The organism is Pseudomonas sp. NPDC089392, assembly GCF_044749595.1.
GTDB lineage: Bacteria > Pseudomonadota > Gammaproteobacteria > Pseudomonadales > Pseudomonadaceae > Aquipseudomonas.
Window position 1 is genome coordinate 71,978 of record NZ_JBIVIF010000010.1, and the last position, 17,475, is coordinate 89,452.

At 62.2% G+C, this 17,475-nt stretch carries 15 protein-coding genes; 7 read left to right on the plus strand and 8 right to left on the minus strand.

What is annotated here, in order from left to right:
- Positions 1-62: 62 nt before the first annotated feature.
- Positions 63-242: a CsbD family protein gene (locus ACIP1G_RS11985; RefSeq protein ID WP_003254639.1), complete on the minus strand. Its 180-nt coding sequence runs from the start codon at positions 240-242 to the stop codon at positions 63-65.
- Between the two features lie 243 nt (positions 243-485).
- Between ACIP1G_RS11985 and ACIP1G_RS11990 the strand changes: the two genes are divergently transcribed.
- Positions 486-1,958: a nitrous oxide reductase family maturation protein NosD gene (locus ACIP1G_RS11990; protein ID WP_400736940.1), complete on the plus strand. Its 1,473-nt coding sequence runs from the start codon at positions 486-488 to the stop codon at positions 1,956-1,958.
- 130 nt (positions 1,959-2,088) lie between these two features.
- Positions 2,089-2,469 (plus strand): hypothetical protein, encoded by a 381-nt coding sequence (locus ACIP1G_RS11995; RefSeq protein ID WP_400736942.1) that lies wholly within the window; start codon positions 2,089-2,091, stop codon positions 2,467-2,469.
- Here the strand turns inward: ACIP1G_RS11995 and ACIP1G_RS12000 are convergent, their stop codons facing one another.
- The 4 genes from ACIP1G_RS12000 to ACIP1G_RS12015 all read right to left on the minus strand — a co-directional run bounded on the left by ACIP1G_RS12000 (position 2,470) and on the right by ACIP1G_RS12015 (position 7,574).
- The gene (locus ACIP1G_RS12000; protein ID WP_400736943.1) at positions 2,470-3,306 is read right to left on the minus strand and encodes a S1 RNA-binding domain-containing protein; all 837 of its coding nucleotides are present in this window, start codon (positions 3,304-3,306) and stop codon (positions 2,470-2,472) included. It lies immediately after the preceding gene.
- A gap of 106 nt (positions 3,307-3,412) precedes the next feature.
- The gene (locus tag ACIP1G_RS12005) at positions 3,413-5,863 is read right to left on the minus strand and encodes a TonB-dependent siderophore receptor (RefSeq protein ID WP_400736946.1); all 2,451 of its coding nucleotides are present in this window, start codon (positions 5,861-5,863) and stop codon (positions 3,413-3,415) included.
- Between the two features lie 254 nt (positions 5,864-6,117).
- On the minus strand, positions 6,118-7,059 hold the full coding sequence (locus ACIP1G_RS12010) for a FecR domain-containing protein (protein WP_400736949.1): 942 nt from the start codon (positions 7,057-7,059) through the stop codon (positions 6,118-6,120).
- Positions 7,056-7,574, minus strand: coding sequence for a sigma-70 family RNA polymerase sigma factor (locus ACIP1G_RS12015; protein ID WP_400736952.1), 519 nt, complete (start codon positions 7,572-7,574; stop codon positions 7,056-7,058). The genes ACIP1G_RS12010 and ACIP1G_RS12015 overlap by 4 nt, the downstream gene beginning before the upstream one ends.
- Positions 7,575-7,721: 147 nt before the next feature.
- Between ACIP1G_RS12015 and ACIP1G_RS12020 the strand changes: the two genes are divergently transcribed.
- Positions 7,722-8,582 carry a DUF6279 family lipoprotein gene (locus tag ACIP1G_RS12020; RefSeq protein WP_400736954.1) on the plus strand — a complete coding sequence of 287 codons (861 nt, stop codon included), beginning with the start codon at positions 7,722-7,724 and terminating at the stop codon, positions 8,580-8,582.
- Between the two features lie 111 nt (positions 8,583-8,693).
- Here ACIP1G_RS12020 and aceK read toward each other — a convergent pair whose 3' ends face one another.
- Positions 8,694-10,409 (minus strand): bifunctional isocitrate dehydrogenase kinase/phosphatase, encoded by a 1,716-nt coding sequence (gene aceK, locus ACIP1G_RS12025; protein ID WP_400736957.1) that lies wholly within the window; start codon positions 10,407-10,409, stop codon positions 8,694-8,696.
- Positions 10,410-10,674: 265 nt separating this feature from the next.
- Here aceK and ACIP1G_RS12030 point away from each other — a divergent pair, with 265 nt between their 5' ends.
- Together ACIP1G_RS12030 and ACIP1G_RS12035 are read left to right on the plus strand one after the other, a co-directional pair.
- On the plus strand, positions 10,675-11,550 hold the full coding sequence (locus ACIP1G_RS12030; RefSeq protein ID WP_400736960.1) for a DMT family transporter: 876 nt from the start codon (positions 10,675-10,677) through the stop codon (positions 11,548-11,550).
- A 13-nt stretch (positions 11,551-11,563) separates the two neighbouring features.
- Entirely contained in the window at positions 11,564-12,022 is a 459-nt protein-coding gene (locus ACIP1G_RS12035; protein WP_400736963.1) for a DUF4265 domain-containing protein, read from the plus strand.
- 3 nt (positions 12,023-12,025) lie between these two features.
- Here the strand turns inward: ACIP1G_RS12035 and ACIP1G_RS12040 are convergent, their stop codons facing one another.
- The gene (locus ACIP1G_RS12040; protein ID WP_400736966.1) at positions 12,026-12,907 is read right to left on the minus strand and encodes a DMT family transporter; all 882 of its coding nucleotides are present in this window, start codon (positions 12,905-12,907) and stop codon (positions 12,026-12,028) included.
- A gap of 116 nt (positions 12,908-13,023) precedes the next feature.
- A complete protein-coding gene (locus ACIP1G_RS12045) occupies positions 13,024-13,185 on the minus strand; it encodes a hypothetical protein (RefSeq protein WP_400736969.1) in 162 nt (53 codons plus the stop codon).
- Positions 13,186-13,485: 300 nt separating this feature from the next.
- Here ACIP1G_RS12045 and ACIP1G_RS12050 point away from each other — a divergent pair, with 300 nt between their 5' ends.
- The gene (locus tag ACIP1G_RS12050; RefSeq protein WP_400736972.1) at positions 13,486-14,346 is read left to right on the plus strand and encodes a formylglycine-generating enzyme family protein; all 861 of its coding nucleotides are present in this window, start codon (positions 13,486-13,488) and stop codon (positions 14,344-14,346) included.
- A gap of 126 nt (positions 14,347-14,472) precedes the next feature.
- Complete coding sequence (locus ACIP1G_RS12055) at positions 14,473-16,932, plus strand: TonB-dependent siderophore receptor (protein ID WP_400736974.1); 2,460 nt, start codon at positions 14,473-14,475, stop codon at positions 16,930-16,932.
- Positions 16,933-17,475 lie beyond the last annotated feature (543 nt).

The following is a 17,475-nucleotide window of genomic DNA, read 5'->3' on the forward strand; positions in this document are numbered from 1 at the left end:
CGTACACCGTTCAATGTAGGAGCGGGTTCACCCGCGAAGAGGCCGGCCCAGGCCACCTCAAATCAAGGCTTCTTCACCGCATCCTTCACATTGCCCTTGATCTGCTGCGCCTCGCCCTTCAGCTCCTGCGCCTTACCCTCGGCCCGCAGCTTGTCGTTATCGGTCACCTTGCCAACACCCTGTTTCACGTTGCCGATCGCTTCGTTGGCCAGGCCTTTCGCTTTGTCTTTAGTACCGCTCATGGCAAAACTCCTGCAAATGGAGACACGTGAACCGTGTCGACAGAAGGTGGACCCAACGCCTTCGTCAGGAGTTTCAACGGATTTCCAACCCGCGAGCCGAGCGGTAAAACTGCGGGCGAATACCGCACCGAATCGCCCCCGCGCTTCTGCCCAGCCACCGCTGCTGCCCTAGAATCCCCGCAAACGTCCGCCCAAAGCAGGCTGGCCCTCGACAAAAACAATGCTCTACGGATACCCGCACCCATGCGTCTGATGCCTGTGCTGGTGGCCTTGCTGCCACTGCTCCCCCTGCCCGCCCTGGCCGCCGCACCGGCCAGCCCCGAGACCCTGCGCGTCGACCACTACGCCGACGATGGCCAACCCGGCTCGTTGCGCTGGGCCATCGAAACCAGCAACCAGAATCCCGGCCACTACCGTATCGACATCGCTGCGGTCGGCAAACCGCCCTACGTCATCCGCCCCAGCCACGCGCTGCCGGAAATCAAAGGCCCGGTGCGCATCACCGGCCTGCCCTGGGCGCACGATGGCCAATACATCGCCATCGACGGTTCGGCATATATCAAGGACCAGGGCGTACATACCTGCCCCGGCGCCCTGCCCGGCCAGTTCGGCACCAACGTACGCACCACCACCAACCCCGGCCTGGTGCTGCGCGACACCCAGGGCGTGCACCTGAGCGGCCTGGAGGTGCGCAACTTCTGCATCGGCATCCTGGTCAACCGCGCCAGCGGCAACGTCATCGAAGACAACCGCATCGTCGCCAACAAAGGCGGTGCCGGCATCATGCTGACCGGTGACGACGGCGCCGGTAACCCCACCGCCACCACCACGAACAACAACAAGGTGCTGCGCAACCAGCTGATCGACAACGGCGATGGCCTGGAGCTGACCCGCGGCGCGGCATTCAACCTGGTGGCCGACAACCTGTTCCGCTCCACCGCGGCCAACCCCGAGCCGTCCCAAGGCATCGAGATTCTGCTGGGCAACGACAACAGCGTGGTGCGCAACCGCTTCGAGAACTACTCCGACGGCCTGCAGATCAACTGGGGCAAGCGCAACTACCTGGCGGCCAACACCTTCAGCGGCAACTCGATTGGCGTCAGCGTCACCGGCGAGGGCAACATCCTCGACGGCAACCTGATCCACGGCAACCGCATCGGCGTAGCCCTGCGCCCAGAGCCGGACGTTACCGCCACGCGCCTGACCGGCAACCGTATCTGGGGTAACAGCCAGGACATCCGCCGCTGTGAGGCCGGTGGCTCGTGCGTACCCGACCAACGCACCGGCGCCATCGTGTTTGGCGTACCAGCCCAGGCACATGCGCTGTATGTGGGTTCGCGCGGGGTGGGCGGCGATTTGCCGAAGAAAGACCAGGCAATCATCTGCGACGCCAAGGGCGAGCCCAAGCCGTGCCAGCCGCTGCCCAACCACAACCAGCAGGCGCCACGGCTGATTGCCCTGGAAGGCAATGTGCTGCGCGGTGAGGTGCAAGGGCCGGCGTCGAGCCTGTTGCGGGTAGAGTTTTTTGGTAATGCCGAGGCGGATGGCACCGAGGCCGAGCAGTACCTTGGGGAGGTGCTGGTGAACAGCGACAAGCAGGGGCAGGCGCGGTTTGCCCAGGTGCTGGAGAATAACGCCGGGGTGCGCAGCTTTACTGCGACTGTGACAACTGCTGATGGGGCCACTTCCGAGTTGAGCCTGCCGGTTCGTAGGTAAGGCTACCGGCCTCTTCGCGGCGGTTCGATGCGAAGAGGCCGGCACAGGCACAGCAAATTACAAACCTTGCCCCGCCCCGTGCCACCCCTCACAATGCAGGCCTTCATAGCGTCAACCCGCAGGAACCTGCATGAAACTCGACAAACCCGCCGCCATCGCCCGGCGTAACGAAGCACTGGCCCGCCCGGTGCTGAACAGCAGCAACACCCTGTTCGCCATCCTGGACAACAAACGCAACCTGTGGTGGTTCGAAGTGCCAGTGAAGCTGCTGGGCAAAGGCCAGGCCGACTGGGTCAACCTGCTGCTGCACACCCCGGAAAGCGATGAGCTGCAGCACCTGAAGGTACCCACCAACTTCCTCAAGGCTCACCTGGAGCAGATGGAAGTGCGCAAGCCCGGCAAGCGCCGCTCGACCATCAGCCTGGCTCTCAGCGCCGACCGCGACTCGCTGCTGCGCGACACCCGCCCGGGTGGCGAGCAGCTGGACTTCCGCAACTTCGTGCAGGCCTGATCAGGCCTTTTCGATCCGGTCGTCATGGATGACGATCAGGCCTTGCTTGAACAACCCGCCAATGGCCTTCTTGAAGTTGCCCTTGCTGACGTTGAACAGCTTGCTGATCAGCGCCGGGTCGCTCTTGTCGCACACCCCCAGCACCCCGCCTTCGGCCTCCAGGCGCGCCATGATCTGCTCTTGCAGGCTGTCGGCCAGGGCAGCGCCCACCGGTTGCAGGCTCAAGGCGAGCTTGCCATCGTGGCGCACTTCCTTGATGAAGCCCTTCTCGTGCATGCCCGAACGCAGGAACTTGAACACCTCGTTCTTGTGGATCAGGCCCCAGTGGCGGTTGTTGATGATGGCCTTGAAGCCCATCGGCGTCTCGCCGGCAACCAGCAGCTCGACTGGCTGGCCAACCTTGTAGTCGGCCGGGGTGACGTCGAGGTAGCGGTCCAGGCGCGAAGTGGCGGTAATACGGCGGGTGCGCTTGTCGAGGTAGACGTGCACCACGCAGTAGTCACCAATCTTCAGCGGCCGCGCCTCTTCCGAGTACGGCATCAGCAGGTCCTTGGACAGGCCCCAGTCGAGGAAGATGCCGGCACCGTTGATGTCCTTGACCTTGAGGCTGGCAAACTCACCGACCTGCACCTTGGGCTTTTCGGTGGTGGCGATCAGCTGGTCTTCGCTGTCCAGGTAAATGAACACGTTCAGCCAGTCATCGACTTCGGTTTCGGCGTTTTTCGGGATGTAGCGCCCGGGCAGCAGGATTTCGCCGTCGGCGCCGCCGTCCAGATACAGGCCGAAGTCCACGTGTTTCACGATTTGCAAACTGTTGTAACGCCCAAGCAGAGCCATTTCTGATGATCCTCAAGACAAGGGGGCTATTTTCCGGATAGACACGGGGTGGTGTCAAAGCTTCCGGACGGTTGCCCCGTTGTGCTTGACGTTCTGGGGCGCTGGATCAGAAATCGTAGCGCAGGTTGAGCATGGCATTACGCGGCGCGCCGTAATGGCCATAGTTGCCAGCAAAACCCGCGTAATACTTCTCGTCGAAGAGGTTGTTGATATTGAGGGTGGTGCTCAACTGATCAGTGACCTGATAGCGCGCCATCAAGCTGGCTACGTAATAGTCATCCTGCTTGGCCCAGGTCTCGTAGCTGCTGAAGTACAACGCAGTCCCGGAGTTCCAGTTCAGCCCACCGCCCACGGTCAGGTCGCTCCATTGGCCAGGCAACCGATAAGTGGTCCAGAAGCGCACTGTGTCCATGGGCAATTGGGTGAGTTGGCGATTACCGTCGGCATCTTCGGTTCTGGACCAGCTGTAGCTTGCCTGCACACTCCAGCCAGGTAGCAGCTCACCGGAAAGCTCCAGGTCCACACCTTTGGTTTCTGCGCCGCTGACGGCCCTGTAGGCGGTATCGCCGGTTCCGGGGATCACTTCACTGGTGGCAACGCCCAGATTGTCACGCTTGATGTAGTACATCGCCGCGTTTGCGTTCAGGCGTCTGTCGAAAAACTCGGCTTTCCAGCCGAGCTCGTAGTTAGTGCCCTCTACCGGCTCCAGTGGCGTGTTGTTGATATCCCTGTTCGACTGCGGCTTGAAGATGTCGGTGTAGCTCGCATACACAGACTGCTCCGGGGTGAGGTCATAGACGATGCCCGCATAGGGCGTGACCACGCCGCTTTCCCGCATACCATAATCAGTGGCTTTGAGACTCGGGTTGTTGAGTACCTTCGAATAGTAGTTGTACTCATAGTCGCTGCCACGCGCACCCATTATCAAATGGAGATCATCGGTGAAATTGAGACGCGTGGCTGCAAAGTAGCCACTTTGTCGAGAATTGATGTTGAAATCCAGCAGTGGCGTGTAGCGCTCCGGCTTTGGCAGCTCGTTGCCCCAGGTATCGAAATCAAAACTCTGCGTACCGCCTGTGTAGGAGAAGTGCGTGTTGTCATATTGCTGGTAGTTGTAACCGACGATCAGATCGTGGCTCTGCCCAAACGCTTCGAAAGGCCCTTGCAGGGTGACATCGACGCCTTTCTGCGTCTGATCTGCCCAGGACTTCCCCCGCTCGGCATTGGCACGATTGGTCGCAGGGTCCAAGCTGGAGGTACGACTGTTGGTAGCGTAATACGCAACCCCCACATCACGGTCCACATCCATGTAGTTGGCCGCCACTTTCAGTTGCCAATCATTGGCGAGTTGTTGCTCAACATTGATGGTGTAATTGAAGGTCTCGTAATCATCGTATGCCCAGCGTGCTCCACCACTGGTCGAACGTGAAAAGTTGGTTTGCTGCCCATTGTTGTACATCAGCGGCACGCCAGGGGCACCCGTGGCCTTGTAAGTCTGGTAATCGACCCCGAAGCGCACCAGCGTAGTGTCGGCCAGGTCAGCCTCGATGACGCCGTAAGCTATGTTCTTGTCCTGGCTGTACCAGTCCATGAAGGTATTGTTGTGTTGCTTGGCCGCCACGAAGCGTCCACGCAACTTGCCGCTGTCGATCAGCGGACCGGATACATCTGCATCCAGGCGGTTGTAATCCCAAGAACCAACGGTGCCTTGTATATGAGACTGAAAATGCGCAGTCGGCCGTTTGTGAATGACGTTGACCACGCCACTGGGGTCGCCTGCACCGGTCATCAGGCCGGTGGCACCGCGCACAATCTCCACCCGGTCATACAAAGCCATGTCCAGCAAGGTGCCAGGCATGGTGCGTGTCTGGTTTTCCTGAGTCGTAGTGACCCCATCGATCTGATATGTGTTGATCTGGCTGCCGCGCGAGTAGATGTTGAAGCGCTCGCCACCGTCCTGGGACATGGTGATGCCGGGGGCCTGAGTCAACACCTCACTCATGCTGTGAAGTTGCTGGTCATCCAGACGCTGGCGCGTCACCACAGAAATGGTCTGCGGCGTCTCCCGAATCGACAGATTCATCTTGGTCGCCGTACTGGTCGACCCTGTCGTATACGAACCCGTCCCTTCTGTCGTTGCCCCCAACCCCGAAGCATTGATGCTGGTCGCCCCCAGTTCCAGCGCATCGCCTGAAGCCCGTGGCAACAGCAGGTAATTGCCATTGCTCGCGGCCATCACCTGCAGCTCACTCCCTGCCAGCAACCGGGCGAAACCTTGTTCGATGCTGTACGTCCCCTGCAACCCCGGGCTGTGCTTACCCTGGGTCAACTCGGCATCAAACGACAGCACCACCCCGGCATCGCTGGCAAAGCGGCTGAGCACCGCGCCCAGCGGGCCGGCGGCGATGGCGTAGCTGCGTGTGGCTTCGGCGGCACGGGCCTGGCCGGCGCTGCTCAACGGGTGGAGCACACCGGCCTGCAACAGCAACGCGGCACTGAACATGGCGACGACGAGGGGTTTTCTGGAGTGGACGTGGGGGGTAACGCGGCGCTGCATGGGGGGCTCCTTCAAAGGCCTGTGGTGGCGGTTTGCAGGAGGGGTCGGGTGAAACGGGGAAACCGACAATGCAAACGAGAAATATTTTTAGAAACTTGATGCCCCGGCTCGGTCCCGCTTTGTGTAGGAGCGGCCTTGTGTCGCGAAAGGGCCGCAAAGCGGCCCCGGCAATATCTGCGGCGAAGCTGAAAATCTGGGGCCGCTGCGCAGCCCTTTCGCGACACAAGGCCGCTCCTACACAAAGCGGGACCGCCTCAGGCCAGTGGCCGCACCCGCACCCAAAACCGCGTGCGGGTCTCGATGCGCACCGGCAGCGCCTGGGCAATCGCCTGCAACGCACGCGCGGTGTCGTCCAGCGGAAAGGCCCCGGACAGGCGCAACTGCGCCACCTCCCTGGCACACTCGATAAAGCCCGGGCGATAGCGCTGCAGTTCCTCCAGCACCTGGCCCAGCGGCCAGTTGTCGATCACCAGCCGGCCATTGACCCATTCGTCGCGGTTGGGGTCGAGCAACTGCGGCGCCGGCAGTGGCCCGGTGCCAAACCGCAGGCCCATGCCCGCCTCCACCCGCAGCGGCTCGCCGTCTGCCCGGTTGCGCACCGCAACGGCATGCTCCTGCACGTCCAGTTCGGTCTGCCCATCCAGCTGGCGCACAACGAACCGCGTGCCCAGCGCTCGCATCTCACCCTGCTGGCTGCGCACCCTGAGTGGCCGGGCATCCTTGGCCGTACTCACCATGATTTCCCCGGTACGCAAGATGATCAGGCGCTGCTGCTGGTCATAGCGAATGTCTACGGCACTGGCTGTATTCAGCGTCAGCTGCGTCCCATCTGCCAAGCGCAACTGGCGCCGCTCACCGGTCGCCGTTCGCACATCGGCCAACCACAGCGGCGTTTGCCGATAGCCCGTCCAAGCCAGGCCAGAGACACCAAGGCCCAGCACCAGCCCCTTGAGCACGGTACGCCGCCCCGCCAACGGCTGCTCCACCGCCAAGGTACGTTGCGCCACCGTCGCCGGCACGCTGCGCAGCTCGGTGTGAAATGCCTCCAGGCGCTGCCAGGCCCATTGGTGCACAGGGTCGCCCTGGTGCCAGGCCTGCCAGCGCTGGTACAGCGCCGGGTAATCGGCCCCCGCGCTCAGTTGCGCATGCCACTGCGCCGCATCACGCAGCGCCTGGCGTTGCTGCGCCGGGGTCACAGCTCGGCATCCAGCGCAAACAGCAGGCACTGCTCGGTGGCCTTGGCGATGTACTTGGTCACCGAACTGACCGACACCCCCAGGCGCTCGGCGATTTCGGCGTAGCTCAAGCCTTCGAGGTGCGACAGGAAGAGGGCCTGGCGCACCTTGTGGCTGAGGCCGTCGAGCATGGCGTCAAGTTGCAGCAGCGTTTCCAGCAACAGCAAGCGCTGCTCGGGCGATACTTCCAGCAACTCCGGCTGCTGCGCCAAGGTTTCCAGGTACGCCTGCTCCAGCGAACGCCGGCGCAGGTGGTCGACCATCACCCGCTTTGCCACGGTCGCCAGAAAATTGCGCGGTTCCCGCAGTGGGTGGGCAACCGTGCTGGCGATCAGCCGCACAAAGGTGTCCTGGGTCAAGTCCGCGGCTCGCTCGCGGTCGCCCAGCCGTCGGCGCAGCCAGCCTTGCAACCAGCCGCTGTGGTCGCGATACAGGCAATGCATATCATCGTGCGGTGCAGGCGGGACCTTGTACACGCAATCATCCTTGTAACGATGCGGATAAGAATTACTCGCAATAATAGTGAGATTGCCGATGGAAGGAAACCGCCATTGCAGCACTGCAGTGGAACCGTGCGGCTACCCTTACGTCTACCGATTGGCCGCCACTGCAAGGAACAGCACATGCCTTTACGCCTGTCCAAAGCCCTGCTCATCGCCATCGGCTTCGCCCTGGCCCTGGCCGCCTGCAGCCGCATCGACCTGGCCTACCGCAACCTCGACCGGCTGGTGCCGTGGTCGTTGGGCGATTACCTGGACATGAACCATGAGCAGAAAGCCTTGCTCGACGACCGGCTGAAGGAGCACCTGGCCTGGCATTGCAAGACCCAGCTGCCTGGCTACCTCGACTGGCTGGACCGGGTACGCGGCATGGTCGCCGACGACCAGGTGACCGACCAGGCCCTGCAGCAACGCACCCGCGAAGCCCGCGAGGCCATTGGCCGGGTGGCCGAGGAGATCACCCCGTCGGCCACTGAATTGTTACGTGGCATGAGCGATACCCAAGTGGCAGAGATGCGCAATGCATTCCACGACGACATCAGTGAACGGCAGAAGCTGTATGTCGATACGCCGTTGACCAAACAGATCGCCCGCCGTACCGAACGCATGGAAAAACGCCTTACGCCGTGGTTTGGCGAGCTGACCCCGGTGCAGATGCAGCGCGTGCAGGCGTGGTCCCAGGCGTTGGGCGACCAGAACCGCGAATGGATCGCCAACCGCGACCATTGGCAGCAGCAGTTGCTGCTGGCGATGAACCAGCGCAATGACGCCAGCTTCGAGCCACGCCTGGCGACCTTGTTGCAGCGCAAGGAGAGCTTGTGGACGCCGGAGTACCGGGCGGCGTATCAGAATACCGAGCGGCAAGCGCGCAGCTTGCTGGTGGACCTGGTGCACCAGAGCACCCCGCAGCAGCGGCGGTTCTTGCAGGAGCGGCTGGGCAAGGTGCGTACCGATTTCAGTGAGTTGAAGTGTATGAAGGGGTGATTATTTAAGCAGGCCTGGCCTATTCGCGGGTAAACCCGCTCCTACAACGGTTACCCCATCCCTTGTAGGAGCGGGTTTACCCGCGAATAGGCCAGGCCTGCTAAAGCAAAATCACCGCCCCTTGCGCCGATACGGAAACACATCAATCACCTTCCCCTCACGTATCGCCACCTGCAGCCCCTTCCAGTAATCTGCGTCATACAACTCCCCATGCAAACGGCTGAACAACCGCCGTTGGCCAATATCGGCAAACAGAAACGGCGGAAACTCCTCGGGGAACACGTCATGCGGCCCGATCGAGTACCACGGCTCGCCCGACATTTCGTCCTCCGGGTAACGCGGCGGCGGAATATGGCGGAAGTTCACCTCGGTCAAGAAGCTGATCTCGTCATAGTCATAGAACACCACCCGGCCATGCCGGGTAACGCCAAAGTTCTTCAGCAGCATGTCGCCCGGGAAGATGTTCGCCGCCGCCAGCTGCTTGATGGCCAGGCCGTAATCCTCCAGCGCCTCCAGCACCTGGCCCTCGCTGGCATGCTCCAGGTACAGGTTCAGCGGCGTCATGCGCCGCTCGGTCCAGCAGTGGCGGATCAGCACCGTGTCGCCCTCCAGCGCCACGGTCGATGGCGCCACCTCCAGCAACTCGGCCAGGCACTCCGGCTCGAACTTGCTGCGCGGGAAACGAAAATCGGCGAACTCCTGGGTATCGGCCATACGCCCGACGCGGTCGACGCTTTTCACCAGCCGGTACTTGTCGATCACCGTGGCGCGGTCGACGGTCTTCGACGGCGCAAAGCGGTCCTTGATGATCTTGAACACGGTATTGAAGCCCGGCAGGGTGAACACACTCATGACCATGCCACGCACCCCAGGCGCCATGACGAAGCGGTCGTCGCTGCCGGCCAGGTGGTTGATCAGGGCACGATAGAACTCCGACTTGCCCTGTTTGTAAAAGCCGATGGAGGTGTACAGCTCGGCAATGTGCTTGCCCGGGAGGATGCGCTTGAGGAAATTGACGAACTCGGCTGGCACCGGCACATCTGCCATGAAGTACGAGCGGGTGAAGGAGAAGATGATCGACACCTCGGACTCGTCGGTAATCAGCGCATCGGCCTCGATGCCGTGCCCCTCGCGGTGCAACAGGGGAATCACCAATGGCCACTGCTCGTCGCTGTTGTACAGGCGGCCGACAAGGTAGGCGCCTTTGTTGCGATAGAGCACCGGCACGAACAGCTCCACCGCAAGGGCCGGGTCCTTGCACACCCAATCGGGCAGGCATTCGCGCAATTGTTCTTCCAGGCGGGCCAGGTCCCCGTCGAGGTCACCGTAGGGCACATCGAACGGGTAGTCGGCAAAGATTGCCCGCAACATGCCCTTGAGGCCGGCGGCAAGCGTGTAGGTGCGGGTTTGCGCGGCACGTTCACGGCCGCGCATGGACGGCCGGGTGGTATGGATGAACATGCAGCCGTCGCTGATCTGGTCGTGACTGAACAGGCTGCAGAACAGCGAGTTGTACCAGGTCTCGGCCAGCTCGTCGTCCAGCCGCGGGTCGATCAGGTGGATGTAGGCGTTTTTCACCAGTGGCCACTGCTCCACGTCCAGCAGCATTTCTGCGGCAAAGGCCTGGTGCAGCCAGCCGTTGACCTCGGCGACTTTCTCTTCATACAGGTTGATGCGGGCAGCGGCGGCACGCTGGATATCCTGCCAGCGCGCCTGCTCGAAGCGCTTGCGGGCACCGAGGGTGATGCGCTGGAAGTGGTCGCGGTAGTCGTCGAAGCCGGCGAGGATGGTCCGGGCGATTTCGACAGCGGGCCAGGGCTGGGACATGCGGGTGGGCCTCGGGGCAAGGTGAGATAGAGAGCTTAGTCGGCCTGTCCGAAATGCGATGCCTGTGCTGGCCTCTTCGCGGCGGTTCGACGCATCGATAAACCCGCTCCCACAGGTACTGCACAACGTTCAAATGCAACGCTATCCCTGTGGGAGCGGGTTCACCCGCGAAGAGGCCGGCACAGGTTTACAGCGCAAGAAAGCACAAGAATCCCCCCGCCCCCTGGCGTAAACTCGCGCCCCTGCCCTGCCTCCGGAGACCGTTGTGAGCCCCATCGCCCTAGCCCGCCTGCTGACCCTTGCCGCCGTCTGGGGGGCGAGCTTCCTGTTCATGCGCATCATCGCCCCCGAGCTGGGCACAGTGCCGACCGCGTTCTTCCGCGTCTCCATCGCCTGCCTGGGCCTGATCGCGCTGCTCGCCGCCGCCCGCGTGCGCTGGGACTTCCAGGGCAAGCTCGGCGCCTGCCTGGTGCTGGGCATGATCAACTCCGGCATCCCCGCCACTTTCTACTCCGTGGCCGCCCAAGTGCTGCCGGCTGGCTATTCGGCAATTTTCAACGCTACCACACCGCTGATGGGCGTGCTGGTCGGCGTGCTGTTCTTCCGCGAACCGATGACCCTGGCCAAACTCTGCGGCATCTTCCTTGGCCTGTTTGGCGTCGGCATCCTAAGCGGCGCCGGGCCGGTAGCGCTGGACATGGCCTTGCTGCAAGGCGCCCTCGCCTGCCTGGCGGCCACCACCTGCTACGGCTTTGCCGGTTTCCTCGCGCGCCGCTGGGTCAGTGGCCTGGACAGCCGCCTGTCGGCACTGGGCAGCATGCTCGGCGCCACCCTGATGCTGAGCCCGCTGTTCGCCTGGAGCGCGCTGAGCCAGCCACCCGCCAGCTGGGGCGGCTGGCAGGTGTGGCTGTCGCTGCTAGGCCTGGGCCTGCTGTGCACGGCGTTCGCCTACATCCTGTACTTCCGCCTGCTGGAAGAAATCGGCCCGGTAAAAGCCAGCACCGTCACCTTCCTGATCCCGGCATTCGGCGTATTGTGGGGGGCATGGCTGCTGGACGAGCCGCTATCGATGGCCCACCTGTACGGCGGCCTGCTGATTGGCCTGGCATTGTGGCTGGTGCTGCGCCCAGCGCGCAGCTGAAGCGAGGCGCGCGATGAACGACGCATACAAGAAGGTCCTGTTCCGCCTGGAACAGGACGAGAACGGCTACCCACCGGCCTCGGTCGAGGGCCTGTGGGCCAAGGCCGTGGAAGGCGGCTATGCCGTCGACAATATTCCCTTCCATGTCTACGGCATTGCCCCGGGTGACGTGATAAGCACCCGTGAAGAAGATGGCGAAACCTGGTTCGATGAGCTGCGCCGCAGCAGCGCCAGCTCAGTGTTCCGGGTAGTCGTGAGACCACCAGAAACCCTGGACCAGGTACGCGCAGCCTTGCAGGACTTCGGCTGTGCCTGCGAAACCGAGCCGGCAGTGAAGATGCTGGCCGTCGAAGTGCCGTCGCAGCGTGCACTCGACACCTTGCTCTACTACCTGCTCACCCAGCGCGAAGCCGGCCTGCTGGACTTCGAGGAAGGCGTGTTGCGCCACGCCATCCCCGAAGAGTTCCGCTAAGGCTTAAGCCTCGGCCAAACGGGCGGCGGGCTTGCGAAACACGAACAGCAGGCCCACCACGATCAGCCCCATGCCCAGCAGGCTCAGCGGCGCCAGGCGGTTACCGAAGATGAGGAAATCCATCACGGCGGTTACTGCCGGCACCAGGTAGAACAGGCTGGTGACATTGACCAGGTTGCCTTTGGCGATCAGCCGGTACAGCAGCAAGGTCGCCAGCAGCGAGACCACCAGCCCCATCCACAACAGCGCACCGACAAAGCCGCCAGTCCACTGCACATGCAGCGGCTGCAGAGGTGCGAACAGCGCGCACATGGCAAAGCCGGCCAGGTACTGCAACGGCAGCGTGCCCATCGGGTTGTCGGTGATGCGCTTTTGCAAGATCGAGCCAAAGGTCATGCTGGCCAACGCCAGCAAGGCGAACAGCATCCCCGCCAGCGACACCCCGCCCAGGTTGATGCCCTGGTAGACCACCATGATCAACCCGCCCAGCCCCAAGCCCAGGCCAAACAAACGGCTCCAGGAACGCTGGCGCTCCATCAGCACCACGGTAAGGATCGGTTGCACCCCCATCACCGTGGCCATGACGCCGGGGGTGACATGGGTATTGAGCGCCAGCAAGTAGAAGATCTGGTACGCGCCAAGCAGCACGCACCCGGTCCCCAAGGCACGCAGGATGGCCCCGCGACTGCGCGGCCAACGTAGCCCCAGCAGCGGGCCGATCAGCAGCAGGCCGGTCAGGGCCAGCGCCGAGCGCAACAGCAGGAAGGCGAACGGGCTGGCATGCGCCAGGCCCAGTTTGGAAACGATCGCCCCGCTGCTCCACAGCAGGACGAACAGGCTGGTAGTGGCCGCCGAGGCCACGGATGCTTTGGTAAAGACAGACATGTATTGCCACCTGATGTAAGGCGAATAAGCCAAACGGACGGCGTGCGCTTCAGCGTAGGAAGTAGCCGACCGTGTTCAGTAGGTTGCGTGTGCGAAGGGGTACGGCCAGAAGCCGATCAGCCCAGCACGACCACGCAAGGAGGCGGAGCTACGCCGCCTACAACGCCACTGACAGGTGGTGGGTAGTGACTGATCATGACCGGCTGCTGGCTGCCACGCACGACCATGCCCGCGACTGGCGCGATGGCAAAGCTGGTGGTGGAAGGGCTGGCTGGCATGAACAGGTCTTCAGGAAGAGAACAATGGGCTGGACTATAGCCCGGTGTCAGGCGGCTGGCAACCTCCCCTGCCTGGCACGATCCCTGTGTAGGAGCGGCCTTGTGTCGCGATGGGGCGCGCAGCGGCCCCAGTTCTTTGCATCTACGCCGATATTGCCGGGGCCGCTTCGCGCCCCATCGCGACACAAGGCCGCTCCTACAACGACCGCGCTGCCTGAATATGTACTGGTTAATTTTCCACCACCCCGACTCGTCTGAATGCGAAACGCAGCACGCATTCACCCGTTTCGAGGACCTTCGATGAACGTATCCACCTGGCTCTACCGGCCAGCCCAGATCACCTGCCTGCTACTGGTCAGCGCCTACGCCCACGCCGCCAAGCCCGGCGATGTGTTCAAAGACTGCAAGGACTGCCCGGAGATGGTCGTGCTGCCCGCCGGCAGCTATGTCATGGGCGCCCCCGACGACGAAGTCGGCCGCCAGCCAGACGAGGGCCCGTTGCACACCGTGACCTTCGCCAAACCGTTCGCCATGAGCCGCTACCAGGTCACCGCCGGCGAACTGGACGCCTACATCAAGGCCACCGGCACAGTCATCAACAGCGGCGACGAGCGCCCCGGCCGCTGGTGCGAGGCCAGCAAGCCCAGCTACAAGCAAGGCCCCCGCCAGCCAGCGGTGTGCGTCGACTTCAACGAAGTGCAGGCCTACACCCAGTGGCTGGCCAAGACCACCGGCAAGCCCTACCGCATGGTCAGCGAAGCCGAACGCGAATACGCCGCCCGCGGCGGCTCGACCGGGCCGTTCCCGTTCCCCTTCGACGCGCCGGGCAAGTACGAGATCAGCAAGCACGCCAACACCTACGGCCCCAAGGACGGTTACGCCTTCACCTCGCCAGTGGGCAGCTACCCGCCCAATGCCTTCGGCATGTACGACATGCACGGCAACGTCTACGAGTGGGTTGCCGACTGCTACCACGACAGCTACGAAGGCGCCCCCAGCGATGGCAGCGCCTGGATCCAGGACCCCAAGTGCATCCGCGCGCACATGCGTGGCAACGACTGGGGCGAGCCACCGATCTTCTCCCGCTCGGCCAACCGCAACGACCGCCTCAAGACCACCCGCGGCGACTTCCTCGGCTTTCGCGTAGCACGCGAACTGTGAAGTTGTGACGCGGTTAACGCAGCACCCCTGAAAAAACTTGCCAATAAGAATCGTTCCGGTTTTTCGCAGGTGCTGCGTCATATAGCTGACATAGAAAAAAACCCTCTGCCAACGAGACCGCAATAGATGTCCAAGTCCTTGCCCGGCCCGCTCAACCCGCTTGCCAAAGCCTTACTGATCCGTCATTCCCTTCGCCCCCAGCGCGCGTTGTCACGCGTCGGCCTGGGCCTGGCACTGTCCGCTGCGATGGTCGCCCAGGTGCAGGCGCAGGAGTGGACCCTGGATATTCCCGCGCAGTCGATGAACTCGGCGTTGCAGGCGCTGGCCAAGCAGACGGATACCCAGTTGCTGTACAGCCCGGAAGATATCGGCGGCCTGCGTTCCTCCACGCTCAAAGGGCGCCATGACCTCGCCACTTCGCTGCGCATCCTGCTGGGTGGCAGCGGCCTGCGCTACCAGATCGACGGCAATACCGTAACGGTAACAGCGGGCTCTGGTGCAAAGGACGGTCAGGTCGAGCTTTCGGCGACCAACGTCAATAGTACGGGCCTGGGGGCCACTACCGAAGGCACAGGGTCCTACACTACCGGGGTGACCAGCACAGCCACCAAGATGAACCTGTCGATCCGCGAGACCCCGCAGACCATCACTGTAATCACACGTCAGCGCATGGATGACCAACACCTGGCCACCATGACCGAAGTGCTCAACCAGACACCCGGCATCACCATGTCCCAGGACGGCGGGGAGCGCTTCAACATCTACTCCCGTGGTAGCGCAATCAACACCTACCAGATCGATGGCGTGACCACCACCCAGGAAAACCAGACCCGCAACATGCCCAGCACCTTGCTGGACATGACCCTTTACGACCACGTCGAGATCATTCGCGGTGCGACCGGCCTGATGACCGGTGCGGGCGACCCAAGCGGCGTGGTGAACCTGATTCGCAAGCGCCCGACCCGTGAGTTCAAGTCTCACATCCAGGCGGGTGTGGGCTCCTGGGACTACTACCGCGCCGAAGCAGACGTCTCGGGGCCACTGACAGACAACGGCAATGTTCGCGGCCGCTTCGTTGCGGCCAAGCAAGACAACAACACATTCATGGATTGGTACGGCCAGAAACGCGACCTGGTCTACGGAGTGCTTGAGGCAGACCTGACAGATACCACCGTCGGCCGTTTCAGCATCGACCACCAGAAGTACCGGGCTGACGGCGCACCAGGCGTGCCCATTCTGTTCAGCAACGGCCAACCCACCGATTTCTCGCGCTCGAAAAGCTCCGGTGCGCGCTGGATGTACGACGAAATCGAGACCACCAACTACACCTTCGGCCTGGAGCAGCAACTGGCCAATGACTGGCAGTTCAAGATTGCCGCCAACTACATGGACGTTGACCGCGATACCGACTCCGCTTACCTGCGTACCACGACCAACGTGGCGTACATCAACCAGGCTACCGGTGCAGTGCCGATCATTCCGGCCAAAGCCAAGGCAACCCAGACACAGAAAGGTGTCGACGTCACGCTGCAGGGCCCATTCGAGTTGCTGGGGCAACGCCATGAACTGATCACTGGCTACAACTTCCAGGAATACGAAAACCAGCACGACGAATCGGACGCACCGTCCACCACCATCGATTACTACAACTGGAACAACGAGATGGCCCGGCCAGCGGACGACAGCTACGTGCCGTTCCTGGACTACAACGTGGCCTCCCGCCAAAGCGGTTACTACCTGGCAGGACGCTTCAATATCACGGACGACCTGCATTTCATCCTCGGCGCCCGGGTTTCGAAATACAGCTACGACTACAGGCTCGATGTACTGCCCAACCGTTCGCCCACCACCAAGATGCGTGAGAACGGCGTGGTCACGCCCTATGCCGGCATCGTCTATGACCTGACGGCAGAACAGTCCGTCTACGCCAGCTACACGGATATCTTCAAACCGCAGTCATCCATGGATGTGTCCGGAAAGACGCTTGAGCCGGTTACAGGGAAAAACTACGAGCTGGGCTGGAAGGGCGAGTTTTATGAAGGTCGCCTGAATGCCAACGCCGCCATTTACATGGTCAAACGCGACAACCTTGCGGAAGAGGATGGCACCAACACGACGCCCGGCGGTACACAGGCCTATCGCGCGGTTGATGGCGCAGAAACCAAAGGTATCGATCTGGAACTTTCCGGGGAGGTATTGCCAGGCTGGAACATCCAGACCGGCTACAGCCATTCGCGTACCGAAGACTCCGATGGCAACCGCCTGACCACCCAGTTGCCCATGGACACCTTCCGTCTCTGGACCACTTACCGCCTGCAAGGTGACTGGAACAAGCTGACCATCGGCGGCGGTGCAAACTGGAACTCCAGTTCGTCCCTGACCTACGCCCGCCTGGGCGCACGGGTAACGCAAGACGACTATACCGTTGCCAGCCTGATGGCCCGCTATCAGATCAACGACAACCTCTCGGCCACGGTGAACGTCAACAACCTGTTCGACGAGAAATACTACGCTGGCATGGCCGGTAGCTACGCCCACTACGGCGCCCCTCGCAACACGATGCTGAACCTGCGTTACGACTTCTGATCGTAGAAGAAACAGGCCTGAAGCAGCGGCGCCTCCCATACGGGGAGCGCCGTTTTTTTATGCTCTGATAAAGCATCTCGGCTGAGAGGTGCTTGTCACAACATTTTTATCGGCTTTGAGATCGAGCGCCGCCCGCGCGGCGCTTCGCGGCTAAAGCCGCTCCTACGTTTGTTTCGGGCCAGTCGCTCCTGTGAGGTCCGCCTTGTGTGTTCCATTCAGAATTGAAGGGGACGCCGCTGCCCTTCATCGTTCTCCAGCCATGCACCCAGGGGGCGCGCGCCTCTGGCACAGGCATAACTGGCCCGAAACAAACGTAGGAGCGGCTTTAGCCGCGAAGCGCCGCGCGGGCGGCGCTCGATCTGTGCATCACCTCAAATCCCAAGACATGCACCTGCAAGCCCCCACCCCACCTCCCCGACGAACAAATCGCAGCCACTCGTCCCCAGTTTTCCGTGAAGAACCTTTTCTATTGCCCACCCAACAGCCAGCTAATTGGCCTTGCCCCTATGCCTGTTGCAAGCCGGGTAAACACCAGGCAACAAA

Coding starts and splice junctions, on each gene's coding strand:
- ACIP1G_RS12035 (WP_400736963.1), top strand. CDS start 11,564: ATGAACGACGCATACAAGAAGGTCCTGTTCCGCCTGGAACAGGACGAG.
- ACIP1G_RS12005 (WP_400736946.1), bottom strand. CDS start 5,863: ATGCAGCGCCGCGTTACCCCCCACGTCCACTCCAGAAAACCCCTCGTC.
- ACIP1G_RS12040 (WP_400736966.1), bottom strand. CDS start 12,907: ATGTCTGTCTTTACCAAAGCATCCGTGGCCTCGGCGGCCACTACCAGC.
- ACIP1G_RS12020 (WP_400736954.1), top strand. CDS start 7,722: ATGCCTTTACGCCTGTCCAAAGCCCTGCTCATCGCCATCGGCTTCGCC.
- ACIP1G_RS12045 (WP_400736969.1), bottom strand. CDS start 13,185: ATGCCAGCCAGCCCTTCCACCACCAGCTTTGCCATCGCGCCAGTCGCG.
- aceK (WP_400736957.1), bottom strand. CDS start 10,409: ATGTCCCAGCCCTGGCCCGCTGTCGAAATCGCCCGGACCATCCTCGCC.
- ACIP1G_RS11985 (WP_003254639.1), bottom strand. CDS start 242: ATGAGCGGTACTAAAGACAAAGCGAAAGGCCTGGCCAACGAAGCGATC.
- ACIP1G_RS12055 (WP_400736974.1), top strand. CDS start 14,473: ATGTCCAAGTCCTTGCCCGGCCCGCTCAACCCGCTTGCCAAAGCCTTA.
- ACIP1G_RS12000 (WP_400736943.1), bottom strand. CDS start 3,306: ATGGCTCTGCTTGGGCGTTACAACAGTTTGCAAATCGTGAAACACGTG.
- ACIP1G_RS12050 (WP_400736972.1), top strand. CDS start 13,486: ATGAACGTATCCACCTGGCTCTACCGGCCAGCCCAGATCACCTGCCTG.
- ACIP1G_RS11995 (WP_400736942.1), top strand. CDS start 2,089: ATGAAACTCGACAAACCCGCCGCCATCGCCCGGCGTAACGAAGCACTG.
- ACIP1G_RS11990 (WP_400736940.1), top strand. CDS start 486: ATGCGTCTGATGCCTGTGCTGGTGGCCTTGCTGCCACTGCTCCCCCTG.